14 protein-coding genes, 1 pseudogene and 1 CRISPR repeat array (1 of these 16 cut by a window edge) are annotated in these 18709 nt (G+C 40.5%); of the genes and pseudogenes, 5 read left to right on the top strand and 10 right to left on the bottom strand.

Annotated elements, in window-relative coordinates; translation table 11 throughout:
- A CRISPR array of direct repeats spans positions 1-3205; the repeat unit is 37 nt; unit sequence GTTTCAGTCCCCTTGCGGGGAAATTGGGTTTGGAAAC; it reaches 26 nt to the left of the window's first position.
- Between the two features lie 1495 nt (positions 3206-4700).
- Both H6G69_RS19040 and H6G69_RS19035 read right to left on the bottom strand, forming a co-directional pair.
- Positions 4701-6224 (bottom strand): response regulator, encoded by a 1524-nt coding sequence (locus H6G69_RS19040; RefSeq protein ID WP_190690699.1) that lies wholly within the window; start codon positions 6222-6224, stop codon positions 4701-4703.
- Positions 6225-6236: 12 nt separating this feature from the next.
- Entirely contained in the window at positions 6237-8084 is a 1848-nt protein-coding gene (locus H6G69_RS19035; protein WP_190690697.1) for a PAS domain S-box protein, read from the bottom strand.
- A 572-nt stretch (positions 8085-8656) separates the two neighbouring features.
- On the opposite strand from H6G69_RS19035, the gene H6G69_RS19030 reads away from it, so the two are divergent.
- Entirely contained in the window at positions 8657-9493 is an 837-nt protein-coding gene (locus H6G69_RS19030) for a hypothetical protein (RefSeq protein ID WP_190690695.1), read from the top strand.
- Positions 9494-10113: 620 nt separating this feature from the next.
- Complete coding sequence (locus H6G69_RS19025) at positions 10114-10437, top strand: hypothetical protein (protein WP_190690693.1); 324 nt, start codon at positions 10114-10116, stop codon at positions 10435-10437.
- A gap of 210 nt (positions 10438-10647) precedes the next feature.
- On the opposite strand, the gene H6G69_RS19020 is transcribed toward H6G69_RS19025, so the two are convergent.
- On the bottom strand, positions 10648-11427 hold the full coding sequence (locus tag H6G69_RS19020) for a glucosamine-6-phosphate deaminase (protein WP_190690691.1): 780 nt from the start codon (positions 11425-11427) through the stop codon (positions 10648-10650).
- A gap of 199 nt (positions 11428-11626) precedes the next feature.
- Between H6G69_RS19020 and H6G69_RS19015 the strand changes: the two genes are divergently transcribed.
- Positions 11627-12358, top strand: coding sequence for an HAD family phosphatase (locus H6G69_RS19015; RefSeq protein ID WP_190690689.1), 732 nt, complete (start codon positions 11627-11629; stop codon positions 12356-12358).
- Here the strand turns inward: H6G69_RS19015 and ruvA are convergent.
- Entirely contained in the window at positions 12352-12987 is a 636-nt protein-coding gene (gene ruvA, locus H6G69_RS19010; RefSeq protein WP_190690688.1) for a Holliday junction branch migration protein RuvA, read from the bottom strand. The two genes, H6G69_RS19015 and ruvA, sit on opposite strands and share 7 nt — an antisense overlap.
- Entirely contained in the window at positions 12984-13730 is a 747-nt protein-coding gene (locus H6G69_RS19005; protein WP_190690686.1) for a sucrose-phosphate phosphatase, read from the bottom strand. Before H6G69_RS19005 ends, ruvA begins: the two co-directional genes overlap by 4 nt.
- Before the next feature lie 459 nt (positions 13731-14189).
- Here H6G69_RS19005 and H6G69_RS19000 point away from each other — a divergent pair.
- A pseudogene (locus tag H6G69_RS19000) lies at positions 14190-14870 on the top strand (transposase); the annotation flags it as partial.
- On the opposite strand, the gene H6G69_RS33990 reads toward H6G69_RS19000, so the two are convergent.
- Positions 14780-16312 (bottom strand): hypothetical protein, encoded by a 1533-nt coding sequence (locus tag H6G69_RS33990; RefSeq protein ID WP_242072111.1) that lies wholly within the window; start codon positions 16310-16312, stop codon positions 14780-14782. The pseudogene H6G69_RS19000 and the gene H6G69_RS33990 sit on opposite strands and share 91 nt — an antisense overlap.
- A gap of 11 nt (positions 16313-16323) precedes the next feature.
- On the opposite strand from H6G69_RS33990, the gene H6G69_RS18995 reads away from it, so the two are divergent.
- Entirely contained in the window at positions 16324-16617 is a 294-nt protein-coding gene (locus H6G69_RS18995) for an HU family DNA-binding protein (RefSeq protein ID WP_190690682.1), read from the top strand.
- Here the strand turns inward: H6G69_RS18995 and H6G69_RS18990 are convergent.
- The 4 genes from H6G69_RS18990 to H6G69_RS18975 all read right to left on the bottom strand — a co-directional run.
- On the bottom strand, positions 16595-17161 hold the full coding sequence (locus H6G69_RS18990) for a hypothetical protein (RefSeq protein ID WP_190690680.1): 567 nt from the start codon (positions 17159-17161) through the stop codon (positions 16595-16597). The two genes, H6G69_RS18995 and H6G69_RS18990, sit on opposite strands and share 23 nt — an antisense overlap.
- A gap of 22 nt (positions 17162-17183) precedes the next feature.
- Complete coding sequence (locus tag H6G69_RS18985) at positions 17184-17606, bottom strand: hypothetical protein (protein ID WP_190690678.1); 423 nt, start codon at positions 17604-17606, stop codon at positions 17184-17186.
- Positions 17606-18259 carry a hypothetical protein gene (locus H6G69_RS18980; RefSeq protein WP_190690676.1) on the bottom strand — a complete coding sequence of 218 codons (654 nt, stop codon included), beginning with the start codon at positions 18257-18259 and terminating at the stop codon, positions 17606-17608. Before H6G69_RS18980 ends, H6G69_RS18985 begins: the two co-directional genes overlap by 1 nt.
- Before the next feature lie 348 nt (positions 18260-18607).
- A partial coding sequence (locus H6G69_RS18975; RefSeq protein ID WP_190686431.1) for a transposase occupies positions 18608-18709 on the bottom strand: 102 nt, incomplete at its 5' end.

Below are 18709 nucleotides of genomic sequence, written 5' to 3'. Positions count from 1 at the left end.
GGTTTGGAAACTTAAGTCAAGTCTTAGCTGGGTTTGCATTAGTCAAGAAGTTTCAGTCCCCTTGCGGGGAAATTGGGTTTGGAAACTTTTTATAGGTATAAATTCCTGGAAGCATTTTTGACGTTTCAGTCCCCTTGCGGGGAAATTGGGTTTGGAAACGTAGCAAGGGTTCGTTTGACAAAACTGCTGCTGAGGGTTTCAGTACCCTTGCGGGGAAATTGGGTTTGGAAACGTTGTTCTCGTAAGCTGCACTAGGTGTCAGGTCGTCGTGTTTCAGTCCCCTTGCGGGGAAATTGGGTTTGGAAACCTAACAAGCTCAAGAGAGCCAGATAAATAAGTTTCAGTCCCCTTGCGGGGAAATTGGGTTTGGAAACTTAACAATTCCCGCATAAGCAAAGAAATAGTTAGGATTATGTTTCAGTCCCCTTGCGGGGAAATTGGGTTTGGAAACTGAATGGACAGTTATCGAATTCCTCGCGTATTTGGGTGGTTTCAGTCCCCTTGCGGGGAAATTGGGTTTGGAAACTTGAGGACAACGCAATGGCGATCGCCAACTGTCGCGTTTCAGTCCCCTTGCGGGGAAATTGGGTTTGGAAACCTTATTCGGTGTTCCAATCCTCACTGACGCTGATTGTTTCAGTCCCCTTGCGGGGAAATTGGGTTTGGAAACTTTCAACATTTACGGCGTAACCAGGAACAAATAAGTTTCAGTCCCCTTGCGGGGAAATTGGGTTTGGAAACGGGTACTCTGTGACGGTATCCTAGTCCATCAAGGTTTCAGTCCCCTTGCGGGGAAATTGGGTTTGGAAACTCAAGACCTGGGACTTCAACATAAGCATGTCTAAAACGGTTTCAGTCCCCTTGCGGGGAAATTGGGTTTGGAAACAAGCAAGTTCAAGACAAACTTAACGCCGAGCTAGAAGTTTCAGTCCCCTTGCGGGGAAATTGGGTTTGGAAACGCCGACAAATCCAAGCAGGATCAGAGCGATCGCTACACATAGTTTCAGTCCCCTTGCGGGGAAATTGGGTTTGGAAACTCGGAAGTCGGGAGACTTCGACATCTAAAGATTGGGTTTCAGTCCCCTTGCGGGGAAATTGGGTTTGGAAACTGAATTGGTGGTTCTACCCGCGCCTCCCCCACCAACAGAGTTTCAGTCCCCTTGCGGGGAAATTGGGTTTGGAAACTCAAGGATAATCAAGTATTAGCAACTGGCTATAATGGTTGTTTCAGTCCCCTTGCGGGGAAATTGGGTTTGGAAACAGATAGCTTTATTTATCAAGAGTGGATATTTAAAGCGTTTCAGTCCCCTTGCGGGGAAATTGGGTTTGGAAACAGTGGTAAGTCAGAGTTTGGTTATAGTGTTGCCCAACATGTTTCAGTCCCCTTGCGGGGAAATTGGGTTTGGAAACGTGTATGGAATACGGTATTAGATGGCTTAGGATATCGCGTTTCAGTCCCCTTGCGGGGAAATTGGGTTTGGAAACCGCCAAAGTGGGCGGGGTTCCAGCGATCGCAGTCCTCAGTGTTTCAGTCCCCTTGCGGGGAAATTGGGTTTGGAAACTCAAAGCGGTTATATCGCTGGCAGTCCACTGAAGTTTCAGTCCCCTTGCGGGGAAATTGGGTTTGGAAACCTTTCCGATGATGATGAATTCCAGCAACGCTTTATCAGTGTTTCAGTCCCCTTGCGGGGAAATTGGGTTTGGAAACCTTACTCAAGTAAGTTCTTCCCTGATCGTCTCACGTTTCAGTCCCCTTGCGGGGAAATTGGGTTTGGAAACCTCAAGCTGACCAAGTACGCAGCCCTGGATTTTTTGATGTTTCAGTCCCCTTGCGGGGAAATTGGGTTTGGAAACCCAATATGCGGTCATGTGGCCTAAGGCTTGCTTGACGTTTCAGTCCCCTTGCGGGGAAATTGGGTTTGGAAACCGCACGAGGAAAGCTGTAAAAAGCACTCCAGAGAAGCGGTTTCAGTCCCCTTGCGGGGAAATTGGGTTTGGAAACACGCTTCGCTGTCCTCATTCCTATTTCTTGCCATAGAAGTTTCAGTCCCCTTGCGGGGAAATTGGGTTTGGAAACGCAAATGCAGGTGTTGTACGCAAAGACCCATACGGCGTTTCAGTCCCCTTGCGGGGAAATTGGGTTTGGAAACCTTTAGCCTTTCTGCCAGTGGCTGACATCACGGCTAGTTTCAGTCCCCTTGCGGGGAAATTGGGTTTGGAAACCAGCGATCGCATAGAAATTAGAGATGAAGCTAAAGGTGAGTTTCAGTCCCCTTGCGGGGAAATTGGGTTTGGAAACTTGGAGTCGCGCCCTGTTCCTCAAAGTAGATCCAGAGGAGTTTCAGTCCCCTTGCGGGGAAATTGGGTTTGGAAACCCAAAACCGCATTGTCCGCGTCAAGGAACAATCAATCGTTTCAGTCCCCTTGCGGGGAAATTGGGTTTGGAAACCCACGCCGCTCGTGTCGTTAGCGACACGTATGTCGGTTTCAGTCCCCTTGCGGGGAAATTGGGTTTGGAAACTTGTAGATTGGGTTGCGCTTACCACGGGTATTTATCAAGTTTCAGTCCCCTTGCGGGGAAATTGGGTTTGGAAACTTGACTCAGTAACGATGGACAAGGATGTTGTCATGTTTCAGTCCCCTTGCGGGGAAATTGGGTTTGGAAACGTAGAAGCGTTTACTTGTGGTGCTTCAGATTTTTGTTTCAGTCCCCTTGCGGGGAAATTGGGTTTGGAAACCTCACCACTGGTTTCCAGCATGGTACGACATCCGTGTCGCTAATGAGTTTCAGTCCCCTTGCGGGGAAATTGGGTTTGGAAACAATGGCTGTATGTACTCCGACCCTAAAGTTGCAGTGGTTTCAGTCCCCTTGCGGGGAAATTGGGTTTGGAAACCTAATGAGGTCTTATCCTTTCGTCAACCTCTAGTCTCTGGTTTCAGTCCCCTTGCGGGGAAATTGGGTTTGGAAACCGGCGATCGCTCAACGCGTGATGCCAGACTTCGGAAGTCTAGCGATGTTTCAGTCCCCTTGCGGGGAAATTGGGTTTGGAAACTAAGATCAGCCTGTAAAGCTAGTAAAGTATCTAGCATAAGATGTTTCAGTCCCCTTGCGGGGAAATTGGGTTTGGAAACTACCAGCTTTAAAAACTATTGTTTCTTCTTCGTCTTGTTTCAGTCCCCTTGCGGGGAAATTGGGTTTGGAAACTGCTCGGTGCTGAAACTTAACTAGAGCAAGCTTCCTGGGAAGCGATTTGACGAATCTCAAAAATAGGTCGATTTCAGCCACTCTAATTGAGAGATTTTCTCAACTTTCCCAATAATGAAAACGCTGTATTTATTACATTGTCAAGGTTCTGGCGATTTTGGCAAATCCCCCAGGGTTTTTGACCCCGCTTCGATTTGACAATCATCAAGCTGATTGCACAATTATAAGATCAGTATTTATTATTGTCGAGTTTTTTCGTGGGTTACGTCAATCTTTAATCCCAGTTTTTTGTTCTATCACACTCAATGGCTTTTTTTCTACCGCAGTTAAATACTTTCTGTTCAAGTCTTCCAGGTATTTCAACACAGCACGAGCGGCTTGTTATAAGTCAATACAGTTCAGTTAAGCAGAAAAGTAGGTTGGGTGGAGCGATAGCGAAACCCAACAAAGTATGCTCGGATGTTGGGTTTCGTTCCTCCACCCAACCTACACCATAATTGGTTTTTAGTCTTAACCCAAGCTTATTGTGTTATGAGTTCTTTTTGTTCTGTAACATTGTCATTAAGGGGAGATAGAGAAGCTTAGAGGTTGTTTTAAAAGTCTAATTTATTACTTTTCTTAGCGATTAGAAATCGCGCGCCACTGAGGGAGTCGAGGAACCCGCCCAACGCAATGGCTTGGCTACACAGACAAAACCCACCTGCGTGGGTTGAAAACCATTGATTTTTCATTAGTCCACGTAGGTGGACTTTGTTTGTGTAGTAGCGAATTCTATTCGCCCAAAACTTTTAAAACATCCTCTTAGGCTAGAAACTAGAAAAATGTATCTTATGTATATGAAATATGCTGTCAGTGTATTAAGTTTCTAGGAAATTTTTGCAAAAAGCTATCTTTAATATGTGATAGCTTAGATATTCAATTTTAATTCACATTTCTAAATGAAAAAAGGCTTGGACTCGCCAAGCCTCTATGTATACCAAGCATTTACTACACCAAGCCTAATCTACCTTGGTATTTAAGTTAGTTCATCTTCCTAAAGGATGTATACAAAATATTTAAAAGCTGATATCGCTATGCTAAAAATAGCGTTTTAATCTCTCAAAAATCTATTTATATTTTATATTTTAAAATTCTTAACCATCATTAATTGTAAAAAAGCGTTGGTTACAACCAACGCTATATATTTACTTGGCTTAACAACTTAGTCTATTAGTGTATTACATACCATTTTTACACTTCATCTACCTTAAGGTTGTGGGCATAAATCACGATAATTGATAATATATTCTGCCTGAGGAATATGAGTAGTAAAAATAAAGCCTTGGTATAAACCCAAGGCTAATACACTTTTTTAGGCATAACAAAATATGATTTTAATTTTATTTAATACTTATTTAACCTATCTTTTGATGGATGTATAAATTTAGTTATCCCTCGCTAGCTAGAGAAACTAATATAATACTTAAATTCTGCTGTCAATTAGTACTTGTTTGTACTAGCTGTTGAGTTCTAAATCGCTCAAAATTAAAGTAAATCTCGTCCATCCTTGGGTACTTTCAACTTGAATTTTACCTTGTAATTGGTCAGTTAATCGCTGGACAATTGCTAAACCCAAGCCTGTACCACCTTGGTTCCAAATATCAGCGTTAGTGATACGATAAAATTTTTCAAAGATTTTAGGTAACTCTGTTGCGGGAATTTCGGCTGAGTTACTCACTGTAATTATAGTTTTTTGAGGAACTTCAACAGCTATATAACCAACATCTAAAATAATTTCACCGCTAGCAGGAGTATACTTACAAGCATTATTGAGCAATTCGATTAAGATGCGCTCTAAACTGGTACGATCTGAAAATAATGGAGGTTGGTTAGCCGCGAGATTTAAATATAAATTTTGCTGATGTTCTTGAGTACGAATTTGAAATGGCTCAATTAGCCAAGGTAGCCACTGTTGTAACAGTAATACATCAGGAGCGAGTAAGACATAGGATGAGTTTTCTAGCCTTTGAAGGTCTAGTAAATCATTGATCAGTTCCATTTCACGATCGCACTCGGCTTCTAAGAGCGATAATAAGTGCTGTTGTTGCGAAGTTGGCGAAAGCTGGAGAGTTTGAATTATGCCTTTGATATTACACAAAGGCGATCGCAGTTCATGAGAAACTAAGTTCAAAAAGTCATTTTTGAGAGAATTAATTTGTTCTAATTGTGCAACAAGTTGCTCTTGTTCTCTTTGTTTTTGCCGAGCTTCAATCGCTTGTTGTCGTTCTGTAACATTGCGGAAAACTAACACTGCACCGATAATTTCATCTTGATCGTTTTTAATTGGTGAAGCACTATCATCAATTGGGGTTTCTGTACCATCTTTAGCAATTAAAATAGTTGTGATTGATAGAGATTTTATATGATTTGATTTAATCACTTTTTGCAGATAATTTTCTATAGGTTGGCGAGTTATAGCATCCACAGTTATAAAAATTTCAGAAATATTTCTGCCAAAAGCTTCTTCTTGTTGCCATCCTGTTAATTTTTCAGCGACAGGATTCATAAAAGTTACTAATTGATGAATATCACTGGCAATCACCCCATCGCTGATACTATTTAACAAGGTAGATAGCCACTTTTCGTTAGCTTTTAATTGCTTTTCTAGTCTATGTTTAGTCAAGGCTATGGCAATATTTGTTTGCAGTTCTCTTTCTTTAAATGGTTTTAATAAATAACCAAAAGGGTCAGTTATTTTAGCCCTTTCTAAGGTATTTTCATCAGCATATGCAGTTAAATAAATTATAGGAATATCTAAATATTTATGGATTTCTTCGGCTGCTTCAATCCCATCCATTTGTCCTTTGAGTCTCACATCCATTAGTACTAAATCAGGTTTAATCTCCACAGCCTTATTAATTGCTTCTTGACCAGAAGAAGCAATTGCAGGAACAGCATAACCAAATTTTTTCAGTCTATTTTGTAAATCTTTTGCAACAATCGCCTCGTCTTCTACAACTAAAATATTCGCTTCTGTCATGTATATATTTTTTTAAATGAAAGGGAATATTATTTGGAATTCTACACCATTGTTATTTTTTATTTGGATATCTCCTGCTAATTGACAAGTCAGTGCATTAACTAATTGCAAGCCTAACGATGGGGTATTTTTAAAATTAAAATTAGCTGGTAAGCCTACCCCATTATCGCGGACAGTGATAATACATTGTTGTTGATGATTTTTTCTGATATCGATATGAATTTCACCTTCTCCACCTTGTGGAAAACCATATTTCAAAGAATTAGAAATTAATTCATGAATAATTAAGCCACAGGGAATTGCCAAATCTAAGCCTAAGAGGACATGAGTATCAAGATTTAGCTTTAACGAAATGTTACCTGCTTGGATTTCGTAAGAGCTAAATAAACTCGCAACTAAGTCTTGAATATACTCACCAAAATCAATTCGCGCTAAGTCAGGGGATTGATACATTTTTTCATGAATCAAAGCCATTGAAGCAATGCGCTGTTGACTTTGTTGGAAAATTTCCATATCATGCTTATCTTTTATATATTCAGATTGCAAGTTAAGCAAGCTAGAAATTACCTGTAAATTATTTTTAACTCGATGGTAAATTTCCTTAAGTAGGACTTCTTTTTCTAAAAGTGATGCTTGAATTTGTTTTTGGGAATGCTTGCGATCGCTAATATCTTCTACAACAGCAATAAAATACTTTGGAGAACCGAAATCTGTGTGGGTTAAAGAGACAGTGAGATTAATCCAAACTAGAGAACCATCTTTGCAAAAATAGCGTTTTTCCATTGTATAGGTTTGAATTTCACCTATAAGCATTTGCTCAACGTATTTCAGAGCCGCTTCTAAATCATCTGGGTGAGTAATTTCTTGAAAAGTGCGTGACTGCAACTCTTGTGGTGTATAACCAACAATATCGCACAATCTTTGATTGACTAATAACCACTTGCCATCTAGGCCAATATGAGCAATTCCAACGGCGGCTTGATGGAAAGCAGTCCGAAATCGCTCTTCACTTTCGCGTAATGCTGTTTCTGTCTCTTGACGCTTTTGTATTTCTGTTTGTAAAGAGGTATTAATTCTTTTTAACTCTGCTGTTCGTTCTTCAACTTTAATTTCTAGCTGTGTCAGTAATTTACTAATAGTAACTTCTGCTTGTTTGCGCTCAGTAATATCCGTATGTGAACCTACCATCCGCACTACTTTACCATCTTCATCCCACAATGCTTGACCACGGTCTAAAATCCATTTATATGTTCCGTCTTTACAAAGCACACGAAATTCTGCTGTATAAAACGGCGTGATTTTAGCAAAATGATTTTGGACTGTTTTAATCACAAAATCAATATCCTCAGGATGAATTTTCAGCCAGATTTCTTGTAGTTGATTAGCAACTTCATGCTCTTCATAACCGAGCATTGTTTTCCAACGAGTTGAGAAAAATACTTCATTAGTTTTGACATTCCAATCCCAGATGCCATCATTATTACCATTTAATGCTAACTGCCAGCGTTGTTCGTTTTCTCTTAATATCTCTTCTGTACGTTTGCGCTCGGCAATTTCCGCTTCTAATTGTGCAGGACTAGGTAAAGCAAGTAATTGCGGTAATAAAGGAAAAAGCTGAATAGCTGTAGTTACTGAAACAAAAGCAGTAATAGCTTTAAGTAACCCTGATAACCAATAGATAGGATGCCATAATGTAATCACTTCCATTACATGAGTTGTACCGCACGCAATGATAAATGCACCAAACATCAAAAATATCCAATCAAAGGGAACATCTCTTCGCTTGCGGACAAAATAAATGAGAATGACTGGAATAGAAAAATAAGCTATAGCAATTAGTAAATCGGATATAACATGCAACCGGACTAATTCAGGCTGCCAGAGATAACAATGTCCGTGGGGAATAAATTGGTTATTAAAAAAAAATTATCTAATAATGACATTCTCAAAACCTATTATAGGGTGAAGTTTTTTACTAAAACATTCAATGCCAGCCCAAGTTTTTTCTCTCATCCGTATATTTACTCCTACCGATTATCGATATCTTTCACACTGGAAAATTAATCTTTTTTAAATTAAAAAATTTAATAAATATTGATTGTAATTAAGTTATCTCAAACTTGAGCTTTTTAGTGACCGTACATATTCTGATCTTGATGTATATTTACATCACAAATATAACATAATCGTCAAATTATTTGGCTGGTGATTTGATATACAAACTAATCATCTATGCAACATTTACATAGCTGAGTATCAATGAAATGAATTTTTCCTTAATAACATTTAGGCTGCTTAGTTATGCTACGAGCAACAAAATGATATTTAGTATCTATTTTTATCTAAGTAGTTTACCATTGCTTAATTACTCTGAGCGCAGTACAGTGGATTTTTTATTTCAGTACTGAGTTTATACAGAGGTTAAAAGCAATATGAAGCGTTTTATTACGGAGATAATTGTATCAACTAGCTTATTGCTAGCTTCTAGTTGCTCTTCAGTAACGCCATCAAACGAAACACGAGTTTCTAGCAGTGATACAAATCACACAGAACATCACGAACACACAGCAGAGCAATCTCAAGCTCTGGTAATTACACCAAAAAAGTTGGTTGTGAATCAGCCTATTGATTTAGTAATTAATATTCAAGATTCTACTGGAAAAACCATAGATAAATTTGACACTTTTCAAGAGAAATTAATGCATTTAATTATTGTTAGGGAGGATTTAGCAACTTTTGATCACATACATCCAGATTATCAAGGTAATGGCAGTTTTAAAATTAATCCAAACTTTTCCAGTTCCGGTAATTATTATCTGTTTAGTGATTATCAACCTGCTGGACAAAAAGAAACAGTTTCATTAATGCAAGTGAAAATTCCTGGTGCAATTCCCCTCCCCAAAAATTTAGAAAAGTTTGAAAAAAACAAAGTTATATCTAATGTTAAGGTTAATTTTAATCTCCCAGATAAAAATATTCGGGCAGGTCAAGAGGTATCTTTAAAATTTGCAATTCAAGATGCAGAAAATAATCAGTCAATTAAAGATTTAAAACCTTATTTAGGTGAAAGAGGTCATTTAGTAATTATTAAAAGTTCCTCACCTTTGACGATCGCTGATTATATTCATGCTCATGCTATCAAAAATAGTCCAGATGGTCAGATAGAATTTTTGACCCATTTTCCCCAACCTGGAACATATAAACTTTGGATGCAGTTTAATCGCAATGGAAAAATTAACACAGCAGATTTTTGGGTGAATGTAGGATAATCTTAGCGATCGCTACTTGATTTACTTCCATCATTGTGGCGATTACTATATTGATACAAAGAGATTACATCTATCTAAAAGTAGATTTTCTCTATAGTTTACGGAAACTTCAAAATTTCAAGTATTCATATTTTTAACCATCAAGTATCTAGTTACTCATCAAAGCTAGGGCTAACTTTAGCATAATATCAAGCAACAAAGAGCTTATAAGAGTAATTAGATTTACATGAATACTTGTATAAACTCCAATGCAAAAAATACATCCAGAGATAGAAGGCTGAAAAGCTTAATATACAAGGCTTTCATCATCCAAAATTCAAAAAGACGCTATAACTGATCCAAATAAAATTACCAATTTTTTAGCCTTGATTTTGTTGCATATGGGTTGCAATTCAATATTGATCAGTTTATTGTGTGTGATTAAATCACCTAAATTTTTACCGTTTGTTGAGAAAAGTGGACATTTAAGATGGTAGGGTGATGTATACAATCACTCTCCTATCTCATCCATCTATTCTTAGCCATAAACTCGGCTATCTAAATATTTAGATGGTTGATTCTGTGTTGAATAAAACGTTCTATCTCATTGGACGTATACGTAATTATAAGGGCTTGCTGGCATGAGACTATCTGAGCTAGATCCACTCATACCGCTAAATGATTTAAGAGAAGAACTCCTCAAGCTACCTAAAGGCTACGTATTTTACGAAGAAGAGTTAGTAGATTTTTTATCACGTAGAAGATGGCCGGAGAGCGATCGCCGTATTGATCGTACAACCTTTTGGCGGTGGCGAAACGATAATGGAATTGAACGTCAGAAAGTATTCAGTCGATTAGATATTCTTAAACTTTGTCGTATTTGCGATCATTACCGCGTAGATGGAACTCGTAGCGAATATTTAGCCATTCTTAAACAGAAACGAGAGTTAATTATCAATGTTTAGCGGCTGAACAAGAAAATTCCCTAATGAAATTTTAGTTCTCAAGATTTGTGGTTCTTCAGTTCATTTTATGGAACAGAATAATAAATAAAACCTAAATATAGGCTGTATTTATTTCTGTGACTGGGTTTTAAGTTTTTGAGCCTTTCTATAAAACTGCGGTTTTAATGCTCCACCATAAAACGGACGCAATAACCAGATTTGTTTGTGGGTCTATTTTCCCGATAACAAACTAGCAGAGTTATCATCCAAAAATAATGTTGCTTGTGGTTGATGGCGGAGAATAGAAGCAGGACAACTAGTAGTAATAGATTCTTGTAACATTTTTTTAACTATCTGGGCTTTGCGTTGTGCTGGTGCTAAACAGATAATTTTTTTAGCCGAACAAATTAAAGGAAGAGTCACAGTAAAAGCATACTGCGGCACGCTATCAAGATTGGGAAATTGACCAGTGTTGACTTGTTGCTGACGATTTACATCGTCTAATTTGACCAACTTAACACCATCAGCATCTTGAAAATTAGCTACAGAAGGATCGTTAAAAGCCAAATGTCCATTTTCCCCAATGCCCAAACAGCATAAATCAATTGGTTGTGCTTGCAATAGTTGAGTATAGCGATCGCACTCTTTAATCGGTTCTAATGTATCACCTTCTATATAGTGAAATTGCTGTGGAGCAAGTTTATTTTCTACCCGTTCTCGCAGATAACGCCGAAAACTTGCAGGATGTTCTGCCGTAATTCCTAAATATTCGTCTAAATGAAATAAAGTAACTTTTGACCAATCTACACTACCCAAGGCTATTAAAACATCCAAAAATTTAATTTGCGAATTCCCTGTCGCTAATAAAACAGCAGCTTTACCCTGTTTTTGCAGGATAGCTTCTAAATACTTGCTGGTGATTTGTGCAACATCTTCAGCCATTTCTGCTTCAGAATTGTAAATCTGTACCTGTAAATCATCAACACGAAAAAATTTCTTAGCAGCTACCATTTTTGAAGTCTCAAGGATGAAGTGTGAAGTAGGAAATCTTCAAGGAAATACGTTTTAGTCACCAAGGGCGCAAATCAATTCACCATGATAAATATTGACAGACCATAATACACGTATTTCTTGATTTCATTGACTCTCAAGAGAATCAAACAAGGTAATATAGGTAAATAAAGTTTACATTTATTTACAGTTAAAAAATATGCTGGCTGCCATCCTTTTTGATTTAGACGGCACTATCGTTAACACTGACCCAATTCACTACCAAGCTTGGCAGCAAATGTTGGCAAGTTACAACATAGACATTGACGAAAAATTTTATAAATCTCGGATTAGTGGTAGGTTAAACCCAGAAATTGTCAAAGATATCTTGCCACAATTATCAGCAGCAGAAGGTCAAAAGTTTGCCGACGACAAAGAAGCACTTTTTCGGGAACTAGCACCCAATTTGCAACCTTTAGGTGGATTTGCTGAACTCATCGCTTGGACAGAGGCGCATCAACTTAAACGTGCATTAGTCACAAATGCCCCGAGATTAAATGCAGAATTCATGCTAGAGGTGTTGGGTATTAAAGAAGCTTTTAATACAGTAATTTTGGCAGAGGATTGCACCGCTGGTAAACCTGACCCTACGCCTTATCAAGTTGCTTTAGACAATTTGGGGATTAATGCACATCAAGCCATCGCCCTAGAAGATTCTCCTTCGGGTATTCGCGCTGCTGTTGCTGCTAATATTCCTACCATTGGGATTGCTTCTACCCACAATCCACAAATTCTGCAAGAAATCGGTGCATTTATGGTGATTCCAGATTTTACCGATTTGCAGTTGTGGACGTTTTTAAACTCATCACTCAGCAACGCCACTTGCTTCAAGTGGGGGAACCCGCCCAACGCAGTGGCTCCTCAGCACACAGCACTTAGCACTAACTATTGAACTTGTTCGCTGCTGAGGTGGGCGATGGCTTGTTTAATCCAATCTTCCACGTAAGCATCTTTGGGTAGTCCAATGTCTTCACTCACGACGTGTAAGGCGTGGCTAACTTCGTGCGCTGTGTACCCTAAGGCGAACAAAGTCATTTGCACTTCTTCCAAAATCCCTGGTGCTGGGCCGCCTGTAGCCACGAAGAACCCAGCTGATTTACGCCACTCAATCAATTTGCTTTTGAGTTCCAAACAGATGCGTTCTGCGGTTTTTTTGCCCACACCAGGAGCTTGAATTAAGATTTGGGTATTGCCAGCGATAATCGCTTGCACTAAATCTGGTAATTCTAAAGTATCTAAAAGTGCGATGGCCAACGCCGCACCAATCCCGCTAACCGTTAGCAAGTGGCGAAACAAATCGCGCTCTGCAGGCGAGGCAAAACCATAAAGTAAAGGCACTTCCTCCCGAATTTGATAATGAGTGAAAATTTGGGCTACTCCTCCCGATTCTGGTAACTGTTGTGCTAAACGCTGAGGTACTTGCAAATCGTAACCTATGCCATTGACTTCGATAGTCAAAATGACGCGATTACCACTAACTGTCTGAACACCAGCAATAATACCTTTGAGATAGCTAATCATAAGAATCCAAAATATTTTAAACCTTCTAGAATTCCCCCAGCACAATCATCTTGTGCTAAGTATCGATAGTCAGCAGGATACTCAGTATGCCATTTGAGTAACTCTGGTCTGGCATTACCAACTATGATTCCCCGTTCATTGCCCACAGCGAACAAAGCAATATCATTACCTGAATCACCGCAGACAACTGTTTGTTCTGCTGCAAATTTCCATTTTTGCCGGAGAAACTGCATTGCCTGACCTTTATCACTTTTATGCGGCACAATATCGAGGTCGATACCACTGCTATAGATTAACTTTATATTTAAACCATATTTTTGTAATTTTGTCTCAATCTGTGGTAAAATTTTATCTGCAAATTCTTCTTTTAAGAAAAAACTGACCTTAAAAGGACGTTGTTCTGAGTCTGGTTGTGGTTCTAACTCAGGAAAAGACTGAGTAACTGAAAATATTAATTCTCGATTCCATCCAGACGCAAGAATATCTGACCACTCTGCGTCTGGGGTATCGCTGTGATTGAGGTAAATCTCTGTACCTACAGAACAGACAAGCGCGTCTGGTTGGAGCAAATTTTGTTCAACTTGCAATTCTCGGTAAAGTAAAGGCGATCGCCCTGTAGAATATACAATTTTTGTACCGTACTCTTGGCGATGTTGGCTGAGAATTTCACTGAGTTCTACTAAAGCTTTGTCATTACCTACAAGAGTGTGATCTAAATCAGTGACAAAGAGAAAAGCTTTCATGTTTTTTCCCTAGTTAGTAGTTGCCTATACACCTAAAAATTTTGCCGAAATTAGTTTTCAGCTTACGTGTCCGAGTTACTCTACCAGATTTTTGCTCTTGTGTATTATGACTGAATGGCACTAAGAAAAGCTCAAAGTGTTACAGAATAAAAGCTACGGCTTGGGATGCCTAAGTCCACAGTAATAGCATTAGTTAGCACAAACAAGCGCGTTTATGTGTTTAAAGAAGCAGCGGAAAGGAAAGTGCCAGAAAGCAGAGATGTTTCAAAAAACTTTTGGAGGTAGAAAAAGCTTACTCGTTCATTAGATACTTTAATTGAAACGAGCAAGCCAAAACCAAAATTACTACTACTGTGACATTAAGAGTACAAATTCTCAAGGACAAATTTAGTCAGAGTTTGGGGCTACCTTTTAAAGAACTATTGCCAGAATCGGTAATTAGACAAGCAATATCTGAGCTTAGTAATTGGAAGATGTCGTATTCCTTGGAATTTTCGGGTTTGGAGAGGTAAGGGAACACCTTCACCAGCACAGCTAGGATTGAAACTTGTTAAACGTTTACCTCAAGAATTAACTCAACGCTTTGAAACAATTATTTTAGCTGATACAGCTTTTGGTAGTGTCGAATTTCTGGAAGGTATACGTCAGCTTAAATATCATGCCGTTACAGGTGTAGCTATTAGTCGCAAATTAGCTGATGGTAGACTTTTAAGACGTTTACATAAACAAGGGCAACAGGTTTATCTGTTTGGTTTAAATTTTCCAGTCACTGTTTCTTGGTATTATTTAAAACGTGATAATGGCAAGCTAGAAAAACGCTTTGTTTTGTCTACCCGTCCCATCAAAGCTTCTACCCTAAAGTGGTGGGGTAAGCGCCGTTGGCAAATTGAAGGCTGGTTTAAAACCGCAAAGCATCGTTTTGGTTTGCACCGTTTTGGACAGGGTACTCTCAAGGGAATGTATCGCTGGTTGATTCTTTCTCTGACCGCTTATCTCATCGCTCATTGGACTTATCTAAATACTCACTCAACATCACCACCTGATTGGGGTCAGGCTGCACAAACAGCACTTGAATCTATTTTTCCCCAAATAGTTGTGTCTCTTCTTTTACTTAAGATTGAACGCCTCGCTACCCTTACACGTAGTTGTGGTTTTGACATCTCTATTTCCAGGTGCAAGAAGTGAGTTGAACGAGTAAGCTTATCAATCGCACCAAAGTTAATCAATTCATCAACCAACCGCCCCATCATCCGGTATTGGTTAAACGTCACCAACCCGTTCTGAAACAACCCCGACACACCTCGCAGCCGTTGTAACTTATCCCCCTTGGTCGTTGGCTGCTGGTACTGAATATTGAAAATCTGCTTCTCATTCACCAAGTAGTGAGTGAAATCCCCCTTGAGTGAACTTTGATAAGCCACAGTTTCCGCGCACAACATTACCGAAAGTTCCCCCCAGTCTTCCCACATCTCAATAATCTGGTCGAGCTTCTCAATGTTGCCACTCCACCGACCCCGCCGGATATCGAGAACATAGAACTGATTGCCCAGCCTACCGCCAAGAACAAACACTGTGTAATCTGAGCGTTCCTTGAGCGAGGCTGACAAATCCGCACCAATGCACAGCGAATCAAATCTGTCGGGGAACTCACCATGTTTAATCCAGGTTGGATCAATGGAAGTTTCTGAACTTCGCATCACCCGGTTCTGGTATTGGAATGAGAAGATAATTGGTTTGCGCTCTCGGCGTTTTTGTAAACTTTCCAGGGTGAAACGTTCAGGCCAGTAACTTGCCTCTTCTCCGTTTTTATCGTCGATGATTGCCTGTTGCTCAATCACTTTCCAACCCTGAGCCGGAGTGAAATCAGTGCAGTGAATATCATCGGCACGAAAGCGAGTACCAATATTAACCTTTCGTCCCCCAGGCTTCAGGGTGGGGTCGATGACTTCTGAATAATTAGTAGTAATTTTCTCTCTGACTTCTGGGTTTTCAATACTTTCAGAAGACTTGATGATATCATCAAACACCACCAAATCACTCCGGCGGCTAGTGATTGAACCAGTGATACCTGTAGCATAAAAGGTATAGTCAGAATCTAAGTCATCAACTCCCGCAAAGTCTTTTCTAATTTCCCAGTCAGTATCACTCCAGCGTGTTCCAGGCAATACGTTGGGAAAAACTTCGCGGTACTTGGCACTTTTGATAATCCGCTTGATGATGCGGCTACGCGACAAGGCGACAGACTCAGAGTAAGAAACATAAATAATTTGAATGCCGGGATTGTGACCAATTACCCACGCTACCCAAATCGCAATCCAGGTACTCTTAGCACTTCCTCTTGGTGCAAGAATGCTGAGATCATCACCAGCCACTAGACCAAGTGTCTGTGAATTTTTAAGAGTAACTAGTTCTTCCAACCATTCCCGGTGATGCTTCGCAGCTACCTTCCCCGCTACATATTCACCAAAGCAAATAACATCATTCCAAGCCCGTAAAGCTTCCGGCGATCGCGCCGCAATAGTCGCTGATCTGGCGGCTTCACGAGCTTTGTCCCTATACTGCTTATAGATTCGTGTCGCCATTGTTTTTACTTATGAACAAAGCAGAATTGATACAAGCAGTTGCCGCCAAAGCAAACGTCAGCCAAAAGCAAGCTGAGACAATCTTGAACGCCACAACAGACACCATCGTTGAGACAGTCGCCAACGGTGGGAAAGTGATACTCGTTGGATTCGGTTCGTTTGAAGCCAGAGCAAGAAAAGAACGGGAAGGACGCAACCCCAAGACAAACGAAAAGATGATTATCCCGGCTACCACCGTCCCCGCCTTTAGTCCTGGTAAGCAGTTTAAAACCGAGGTCATGGCTACTCTTCCTCAAGCCGGGTAAGAACACCCTTGGCTGCTTCTGCTAATGCTGTTTCAAAGGGCGTATCAGTAAATATCAGCTTGAGTTCTTGAATTGCTCGATATGCCCCTGCCGTTTCCAAAGCTTTGCGATCGCGCACATACTTCAAACTATTTACAGCTTCCGCGCACGCCCGAACCTCTCGAGATAACTGCGGTACAGCCACAAGCAACTGCTCAAGCCGCATCTCACCCATACCGCCACGCTCATTAAGTGCCTTCGTCAAGTCATCAATCAGGTTGGCATTAACCACCAGTAGCTTTTGCAAGGCATCCTCAACCTCTACACCTGAGAAGGCCGTTGCGATCGCATTAAATTTTCTCGCCTCATCCCCCACTGGGAAAAATGCCCGATACCAGTTTTGGACTGCCGATTGAGAAACCTTGTAACCCCACTCCTCAAGCAACTGGCGAATGGCTGTAGTGTTGCGATTGTGTTTACAAAACTCGTCAAATTCCCGCAGCCGTTCAGCACTCAACCTAGAGCGAATTTCATCTACCTTGTGTTGTGGGGTGTTTCTAGTCACAAATGTTTAGAGATAGTAAGAGTTAACGCCTACCACGGAAGGACGCGATCGCGGCAGACCGATCCTCAGACTTTTCACGTTGTTTTATTTGGCTACGCAGCCCAGCCATATCGCGTTCTTGACCAAAGCCAGCCTGCTGCATCCGTTCCCGCGCCGCTATCTGTGCTGCATCCCGGCGTTCAGCCGAGTCTAGGGTGTCTTTTTGTAGAGTGCGATTTTGCCCAAAATCACGCTGTGATTCTAGGTCACGGTATTTGAAGGCTCTGGATGCGTTAGTCTCTGCTTCTTGCTGGCGTTGGTCAAAGCCTACCTTCCAGAGATCCTTTAGCTGGTTGATTCTGTCTTGTGCCTGTTGTTGGGCATTAAATTGTTGGGTACTAGCAAAACTAGATCCGCCAACAGTTATCGGCGTGGAAAATCCACCAATAGCACTCATCGCAGTCATTAGAACCACCTCCAAGTCGATTCGCCAGGATTGCCAATCAAGATTGCCGTATCCTGCTGCATCTGCGCCAATCTTTGCTGTGCTGCGAGTTGGGCTGCTTGCTGAGTTCTTTCGTGAGCCTGATTTTGTTGATTTATGAGTTGCTGGTTGTAGCGTGCGCGGTCAGCATTGGCTAAATCTTGCTGATTTTGCAATTGCATCAACTCTTTTTGTCGGTTAAAATCCGCGTCTTTCTGGCTGGGAATTAGCTGTTGAGAAATAACTCCATCTTGGCGAGGCGTAAATATGACACCATCTTCGTTGTAACTGACACTAGTGGTATAACTTTTATTCCCATCTGTATTTTTCTGTAGTGATACTTGACGATACAAATCATTGGTCTTACTTTGCTCTTGCAAGCTGTTGTTAAAAGCAGTTAGTTCTTTCTGTCTCGATAATTCTGAATTGCGGTTTTGATTAACCGAAGCCTGCTGCGACAAAGAATCATCTCTAGCTGCTTGCTGAGATATCCGTAGCAATTGCGAGGGATCGTATCTGGTTTGCAAAAATCTCTCTGGAGTTTCGCTTTGACTTGAGCGAGTTTGCAGGTTTTGTAATTTTTGAATGTAAGGATTAGTGGATCTAGATCCCGTTCTGGTATCGGTTCCCGGCATAGCGCGTTTGACAACTCTGACCTAAGTTGCCCTAGCTCGGCGTAACCTCGATTACAATCGAGAACTACGGTTCTCAAAAGTGATTTACGGGCCAAAAACATACAAAGTATACGGTCAAATAGGCGATCGCAGTCATACTGTGAAATTTTCCCAGTATCACCCCAAGTTTTCACACCCAAAAATAGGTTCAAAAATTTTGAGACACTTCGTGCTGAAAATTGAACTCGGTTTTGCCAGCTAAAAATAAAGCCTGTCGATGACCTCCTTACCCTTACCTAGTGGGAAATATAGGGGTACAGCATGGCCGAGGAAGTATGACCAAAAGAAGGGGATACAAGCCTCACCCTTCTAGGGCGAATTTTGATTCTTAATATACGATTTCAAGACTTCAATCGGCGCTCCTCCCACAGAGCAAGCAAAGTAAGAAGGACTCCAGAGATGTTCTGCGTG

Origin of the sequence: Nostoc sp. FACHB-110 (assembly GCF_014697425.1) — a bacterium.
Taxonomy (GTDB): Bacteria; Cyanobacteriota; Cyanobacteriia; order Cyanobacteriales; family Nostocaceae; genus Nostoc_B.
The sequence above is the reverse complement of the archived record's forward strand: the minus strand, read 5'-3'. Positions and strand labels throughout refer to the sequence as shown.

What these genes read in the sequence shown, in the direction of transcription:
- H6G69_RS19040 (WP_190690699.1), bottom strand. Translation starts at nt 6,224, where the DNA reads ATGACAGAAGCGAATATTTTAGTTGTAGAAGACGAGGCGATTGTTGCA.
- H6G69_RS19030 (WP_190690695.1), top strand. Translation starts at nt 8,657, where the DNA reads ATGAAGCGTTTTATTACGGAGATAATTGTATCAACTAGCTTATTGCTA.
- H6G69_RS19025 (WP_190690693.1), top strand. Translation starts at nt 10,114, where the DNA reads ATGAGACTATCTGAGCTAGATCCACTCATACCGCTAAATGATTTAAGA.
- H6G69_RS19020 (WP_190690691.1), bottom strand. Translation starts at nt 11,427, where the DNA reads ATGGTAGCTGCTAAGAAATTTTTTCGTGTTGATGATTTACAGGTACAG.
- H6G69_RS19015 (WP_190690689.1), top strand. Translation starts at nt 11,627, where the DNA reads ATGCTGGCTGCCATCCTTTTTGATTTAGACGGCACTATCGTTAACACT.
- ruvA (WP_190690688.1), bottom strand. Translation starts at nt 12,987, where the DNA reads ATGATTAGCTATCTCAAAGGTATTATTGCTGGTGTTCAGACAGTTAGT.
- H6G69_RS19005 (WP_190690686.1), bottom strand. Translation starts at nt 13,730, where the DNA reads ATGAAAGCTTTTCTCTTTGTCACTGATTTAGATCACACTCTTGTAGGT.
- H6G69_RS33990 (WP_242072111.1), bottom strand. Translation starts at nt 16,312, where the DNA reads ATGGCGACACGAATCTATAAGCAGTATAGGGACAAAGCTCGTGAAGCC.
- H6G69_RS18995 (WP_190690682.1), top strand. Translation starts at nt 16,324, where the DNA reads ATGAACAAAGCAGAATTGATACAAGCAGTTGCCGCCAAAGCAAACGTC.
- H6G69_RS18985 (WP_190690678.1), bottom strand. Translation starts at nt 17,606, where the DNA reads ATGACTGCGATGAGTGCTATTGGTGGATTTTCCACGCCGATAACTGTT.
- H6G69_RS18980 (WP_190690676.1), bottom strand. Translation starts at nt 18,259, where the DNA reads ATGCCGGGAACCGATACCAGAACGGGATCTAGATCCACTAATCCTTAC.